This window comes from Brevundimonas sp., assembly GCF_044239655.1.
GTDB lineage: Bacteria > Pseudomonadota > Alphaproteobacteria > Caulobacterales > Caulobacteraceae > Brevundimonas.
The window spans coordinates 1-5,603 of the sequence record NZ_JBIIAY010000158.1; the positions used below are offsets into that span (position 1 = coordinate 1).

A 5,603-nucleotide genomic window follows, 5' to 3' on the forward strand; every position below is an offset into this window, starting at 1 on the left:
GGTCGGTGCTGATCACCGCCTTCCTGCTGCTGCTGAGCCTGCCCGTCCTGGCCGGTGCCATCACCATGCTGCTGGCCGACCGCAACTTCGGCACCTCCTTCTTCGATCCCGCCGGCGGTGGTGATCCGGTGATGTTCCAGCACCTGTTCTGGTTCTTCGGTCACCCCGAGGTTTACATCCTGATCCTGCCGGGCTTCGGCATCATCAGCCACATCGTCTCGACCTTCTCGAAGAAGCCCGTGTTCGGCTATCTGGCGATGGCCTACGCCATGGTCGCGATCGGCTTCATCGGCTTCATCGTGTGGGCCCACCACATGTACACGGTCGGGATGACGGTGAACCTGCGGGCCTATTTCGTCGCCGCGACCATGATCATCGCCGTGCCCACGGGCGTGAAGATCTTCAGCTGGATCGCGACGATGTGGGGCGGCTCCATCAGCTTCAAGACCCCCATGCTGTGGGCCATCGGCTTCATCTTCCTGTTCACCGTCGGTGGCGTGACCGGCGTGGTCCTGTCCAACGCGGGTATCGATTACAGCCTGCACGACACCTATTACGTTGTGGCCCACTTCCACTACGTGCTGTCGCTGGGCGCCGTGTTCGCGATCTTCGCCGGCTTCTACTACTGGTTCGAGAAGATGTTCGGCGTGAAGTACAACGAGTTCCTGGGTGCCGCGCATTTCTGGATCATGTTCGTGGGGGTGAACCTGGTGTTCTTCCCGCAGCATTTCCTGGGCCTGCAAGGCATGCCGCGTCGCTACGTCGACTATCCGGACGCCTATACCCTGTGGAACCACGTTTCGTCGGTCGGCTATCTGGTGACCATCGCCGGCGTGGTGGTGTTCCTGGTCATGCTGGCCGAGGCGGCGATCCGTCGTCGTCCGGGCGTCGCCAACCCCTGGGGTGAAGGCGCCACGACCCTGGAGTGGACCCTGTCCTCGCCCCCGCCGCACCATCAGTTCAACGAACTGCCGGTGGTGAAGTCGGACGAACACTAAGCCCGATAACATCGGAAAGCCGGGGGCCGCTCTTTCGTTACCGAAAGGGCGGCCTTCGCCATTCATGACCATGACCCAGACCGACACCCCCGCCCTGACCGCCGCCCAGCCGGAAGACTATTTCCAGCTGTTGAAGCCCCGCGTGATGTCGCTGGTGGTGTTCACCGGCGCGACCGGACTGGTCGTGGCACCCGGGGCGATCAATCCGTTCGTGGCGGCCATCGCCATCCTGTGCATCGCGGTGGGCGCAGGCGCGGCGGGGGCCCTGAACATGGCGATCGAGGGCGAGACCGACGCCCTGATGCGGCGTACGCGGGGTCGGCCGGTGGCCGCCGGACGGGTCAACAAGAATGACGCCATGGCGTTCGGCGCGGTGCTGAGCCTGTTTTCGGTCATGCTGCTGGGGATGAACACCAACTGGCTGGCGGCCGGTCTGCTGGCCCTGACCATCGTCTACTACGCCGGCTTCTATACGGTGATGCTGAAGCGGCGGACGCCCCAGAACATCGTCATCGGCGGGGCGGCGGGCGCTCTGCCGCCCGTGATCGGCTGGGCGGCGGCGACGGGTTCGGCCCCGTGGCAGGCCTGGCTGCTGTTCCTGATCATCTTCCTGTGGACGCCGCCGCACAGCTGGGCCCTGGCGCTGTATTCGGCCGGGGACTACGCCAAGGCGGGGATTCCCATGATGCCGGTGGCGCGCGGCGCGAAGTCCACGCGGCTGCAGATCCTGATCTATTCGCTGGTGTTCGTGCCGGTGGCGATCGCCCCGGCCGTGGTCGGCCTGGGGGGCTGGCTCTATCTGGCCGTGTCGGTGCTGGGGGGCCTGGGCTTCCTGGGGCTGGCCTATCGGCTGTTCCGCTCGCGGGCCGGCGATCCCGTCGGGACCGAGGGACCGGACAAGGCCGATACCGTGGGGCGAGAGGCCGCATTGTATGATGTGAAGGCAGAGGCCAAACCGGCCCGAAACCTGTTCGCCTTTTCGATCGTCTATCTGATGTCGTTGTTCGCCGCCCTGCTGATCGAGGCCCTGACCGGGGCCGTGTCGTTCAGCCTGATCGGCTGAGGAAGCCCGCCATGTCCGAACCCCAGTCCACGCCGCCTCTGGCCGCCCCCCGCCAGTATGTGACCCTGACGCCGGTCGAACTGGCCGCGCGCAAGCGCCGCAATGTCTTCATCGCCCTGGGGCTGGTGGCCTTCATGATGCTGCTGTTCACCACCACCTTCCTGCGCATGATGCACAATCAGTCTGAAGCTCGCGCTCAGATGGCGCCCGTCGGGTCGATCGACCGGTGAAGCGCAATCATCTGATCGGGGCGATCTGCGCCGGGGGCGTGGTGTTCATGACAGGTGCGGCCTTCGCCGCCGTGCCGCTGTACAAGATGTTCTGCCAGGTCACCGGCTTTGACGGCACGGTCCGGCGAGCCGAGGTCGCACCGGCCGCCGAGGATGTGCTGGACCGCCAGATCACCGTGCGGTTCGACACCAATGTGCGCGACCTGCCGATGCGGTTCCGGGCCGAACAGACCTTGCAGAAGGTCCGGATCGGCGAGACGGGCATGGCCTATTTCGACGTGACCAACACCTCGGACAAGCCGATCCAGGCCCGCGCCGCCTACAATGTCGTGCCCGAGAGCACCGGCCCCTATTTCCAGAAGCTGCAGTGCTTCTGCTTCGAGACCCAGACGATCCAGCCCGGCCAGACGATCAAATTCCCGATCCAGTATTTCGTCGCCCCCGAGCTGGCCACCGACCGCGAGACGCGCGGGGCCAGCGAGATCACCCTCAGCTATACCTTCTATCCGGCCAAGGACGGCGCGCCGACGGCGGCCGCCAACGGCCTGATCGCGCCTGCCCGGGCGGGATAGACCGAACGCCTGCACGGGACCGCCGCTTTTTCGCCGCCGTGGCCTCGACGACTTTGAAAAATGGGCTATAGCCCGTCCCTAGACTCTTCGCCTGACGAGACCTCCCAAGATGGCCGACAACCACGCCGCTCCGCATCACGATTACCACCTGGTCAACCCCAGCCCGTGGCCGCTGTTCTGTTCGGCGACCTCCGTGGTGATGATGGTCGGCGCGGTGATCTGGATGAAGGGGCTGTTCGGCCTGCCCGAGGGCACCAGCTGGGTGTTCCTCTTGGGTCTGGCCACGACCGTGCTCGGCATGGGCCTGTGGTGGGCCGATGTGGTCAAGGAAGCCAACGCCGGCGACCACACCCCCGTCGTCGCGATCGGCCTGCGTTACGGCATGGTGCTGTTCATCGCGTCGGAGATCATGTTCTTCGCGGCCTTCTTCTGGATGTTCTTCGAGATGGCCGTGTTCAACGAGGCCCGCGCCGGCATCCCCGAAATCAGCGCCTGGGCCGATACGGCCGCCGCCTGGTCGACCTGGCCGCCCAAGGGGGTCGAGGTTCTGTCGGCCTGGCAACTGCCGCTGCTGAACACCGTGACCCTGCTGCTGAGTGGCTGCACCGTCACCTGGGCGCACCATGCGCTGCAACAGGGTGACCGCAACGGGGCCAAACTGGCCCTGGTCCTGACCATCGCCCTGGGTGCGATCTTCACTGCGGTTCAGGCCTACGAATATTACGAGATCATCCACGAAAACCTGTTCTTCAACGAAGAGGCCGTGAACTCGGGCCTGTACGGGTCGATCTTCTTCATGGCCACGGGCTTCCACGGCTTCCACGTCCTGGTCGGCACCATCTTCCTGGCCGTCTGCCTGATCCGCCTGCTGAACGGCGCCTTCACCCCCGAGCAGCATTTCGGGTTCGAGGCGGCCGCCTGGTACTGGCATTTCGTGGACGTGGTGTGGCTGTTCCTGTTCGCCTTCGTCTACGTCGTGTTCGGCTAAGGACGGCGTTGGATCCAGTCCTGCCTCTCGAACCTCAAGCACCGGCCCGGATCCATGCGATCCGGGCCGGACTGCTTTGTCGCTGTCCCAACTGCGGCAAGGGCAAACTGTTCGCCGGCTTCCTGAAGGTCGTGGATCGGTGCGCGACCTGCGGCTTCGACTACAGCCGGATGAACACCGGCGACGGGGCGGCCATCTTCATTATGCAGATCGCCGGCGGGCTGGTGGTGTTCTCGGCCCTGTATGTGCAGATCGCCTTCGATCCGCCGATCTGGCTGTTGCTGCTGGTATCCCTGCCACTGGTGGCGGGGCTGTCGATCGGGCTGATGCGGCCGGGCAAGGGGCTGATGATCGCGCTCCAGATGCGGGGCAAGATGGACGGCGCGCGGTGAGCCGCAGGTCGAAATCTTCACCCGTAGGGGGAGGGGGACCGCGTCTTCGCGGTGGAGGGGGCCAACCCCAGACACTGCGCTGGCTGATTGTTCGCGGCGCTGATTGCGTCTCCCGGAAGACACCGGCGTGCGCGGCTGACCCCCTCCACCCCTTCGGGGTCCCCCTCCCCCTACGGGTGAGGATTTGCTCATGAAACGCTTTCCGTGGCTGCTGACCCTGTTCACGGCCCCCGCCCTCGCCCTGCTGATCGGGCTGGGCGTCTGGCAGGTGCAGCGGCTGGCGTGGAAGGAGGGGCTGATCGCCCAGTCCGAGGCGGCCGCCGAGGCCGCGCCGGCTGCGCTTTCCGAGGTGCTGATCGCGCCCGATCCCGAGTTCCGGCGGGCGCTTGTGGTGTGTCCGGGACTGGCGACGGCACCCTTCGTCGAACTTCAGTCCATCCACGACGGCGAGCCGGGGTCGCGGCTGATCTCCCTGTGTCGCGCGCCCGGCGTTGAGACGCCGCTGCTGATCGACCGGGGTTTCGTGCCTGAAGGTGTGCCGGCGCGGCCCCGGGTGATCGAATCGACCCTGCCCCTGTCGCTGCTGGTCGAGCTCAGGCGGACGCCGGGGGCGGGGAATGCGATGACGCCGCCGCCCGCTGACAACCGCTTCTATGCCCGCGACAGCGCGGCGATGGCGCAGGCGCTGGGGGCCCCGGCCGTGTCGGAGTTCACCCTGTTCGCCCTGACCTCGCCCAATCCCGAGATTGCGGCCCTGACCGCTTCGGCTCCCCCGGCGGCCTTTTCCAACAACCACCTCGGCTATGCGATGACCTGGTTCGGACTGGCGATCGCCCTGGTGGGCTTCTATGTGGCCATGCTCTGGCGCCGGATGCGCCGGGAGCCTGAGAAAGACCCGTCCTGACCACACTTCATACCCTGTCCAACGGCGTCCGCGTCGTCTGTGATCCGATGCCGGGCCTGCGCACCCTGGCCCTGTCCGTCGCCGTGCGCGGAGGCGCGCGCTGGGAGAATGAAGGCCAGTCCGGCTGGTCTCACCTGCTGGAACACCTCGTCTTCAAGGGCGCGGGGGACATGGCCGCGCGCGACATCGTCGAGCGGATCGAGGCCGAGGGCGGATCGATCAACGCCGCCACCGGATACGAGCGGACCAGTTTCGACGTCCGGGCCCTGGACGGTTCGCTTGGCCTGACCATGCAGGTGGTGTCGGATCTGGTGTTCCGCCCCACGCTCGATCCCGCCGAGATCGAGCGCGAGAAGGATGTGGTGGTCCAGGAGATCGCCGAGGCCTTCGACACGCCTGATGACCAGGTGTTCGAGATGGCCCAGACCAAGGCCTTCGCCGGCCAGTCGATGGGGC

Annotated in this window: 8 protein-coding genes; all 8 read left to right on the top strand. The window is 66.1% G+C overall.

Annotated features, from left to right (window positions below; translation table 11 throughout):
• The coding region (locus ACILQR_RS15230) for a cbb3-type cytochrome c oxidase subunit I (protein ID WP_395652232.1) at nucleotides 1-998 on the top strand (998 nt) is incomplete at its 5' end.
• Nucleotides 999-1,068: 70 nt separating this feature from the next.
• The gene (cyoE, locus tag ACILQR_RS15235) at nucleotides 1,069-2,061 is read left to right on the top strand and encodes a heme o synthase (RefSeq protein WP_395652239.1); all 993 of its coding nucleotides are present in this window, start codon (nucleotides 1,069-1,071) and stop codon (nucleotides 2,059-2,061) included.
• A gap of 11 nt (nucleotides 2,062-2,072) precedes the next feature.
• Nucleotides 2,073-2,291 (top strand): hypothetical protein, encoded by a 219-nt coding sequence (locus tag ACILQR_RS15240; protein ID WP_395652233.1) that lies wholly within the window; start codon nucleotides 2,073-2,075, stop codon nucleotides 2,289-2,291.
• A complete protein-coding gene (locus ACILQR_RS15245; protein WP_395652234.1) occupies nucleotides 2,288-2,863 on the top strand; it encodes a cytochrome c oxidase assembly protein in 576 nt (191 codons plus the stop codon). Before ACILQR_RS15240 ends, ACILQR_RS15245 begins: the two co-directional genes overlap by 4 nt.
• 109 nt (nucleotides 2,864-2,972) lie before the next feature.
• Nucleotides 2,973-3,851 (top strand): cytochrome c oxidase subunit 3, encoded by an 879-nt coding sequence (locus ACILQR_RS15250; protein WP_395652235.1) that lies wholly within the window; start codon nucleotides 2,973-2,975, stop codon nucleotides 3,849-3,851.
• A gap of 8 nt (nucleotides 3,852-3,859) precedes the next feature.
• The gene (locus tag ACILQR_RS15255; protein ID WP_395652236.1) at nucleotides 3,860-4,243 is read left to right on the top strand and encodes a DUF983 domain-containing protein; all 384 of its coding nucleotides are present in this window, start codon (nucleotides 3,860-3,862) and stop codon (nucleotides 4,241-4,243) included.
• A gap of 190 nt (nucleotides 4,244-4,433) precedes the next feature.
• Nucleotides 4,434-5,147: an SURF1 family protein gene (locus tag ACILQR_RS15260; protein ID WP_395652237.1), complete on the top strand. Its 714-nt coding sequence runs from the start codon at nucleotides 4,434-4,436 to the stop codon at nucleotides 5,145-5,147.
• Nucleotides 5,148-5,194: 47 nt separating this feature from the next.
• The coding region (locus ACILQR_RS15265; protein WP_395652238.1) for a M16 family metallopeptidase at nucleotides 5,195-5,603 on the top strand (409 nt) is incomplete at its 3' end.

Excerpts from the sequence above, each read along its gene's own strand:
- ACILQR_RS15240 (WP_395652233.1), top strand. The coding sequence starts at position 2,073 with ATGTCCGAACCCCAGTCCACGCCGCCTCTGGCCGCCCCCCGCCAGTAT.
- ACILQR_RS15260 (WP_395652237.1), top strand. The coding sequence starts at position 4,434 with ATGAAACGCTTTCCGTGGCTGCTGACCCTGTTCACGGCCCCCGCCCTC.
- ACILQR_RS15250 (WP_395652235.1), top strand. The coding sequence starts at position 2,973 with ATGGCCGACAACCACGCCGCTCCGCATCACGATTACCACCTGGTCAAC.
- cyoE (WP_395652239.1), top strand. The coding sequence starts at position 1,069 with ATGACCCAGACCGACACCCCCGCCCTGACCGCCGCCCAGCCGGAAGAC.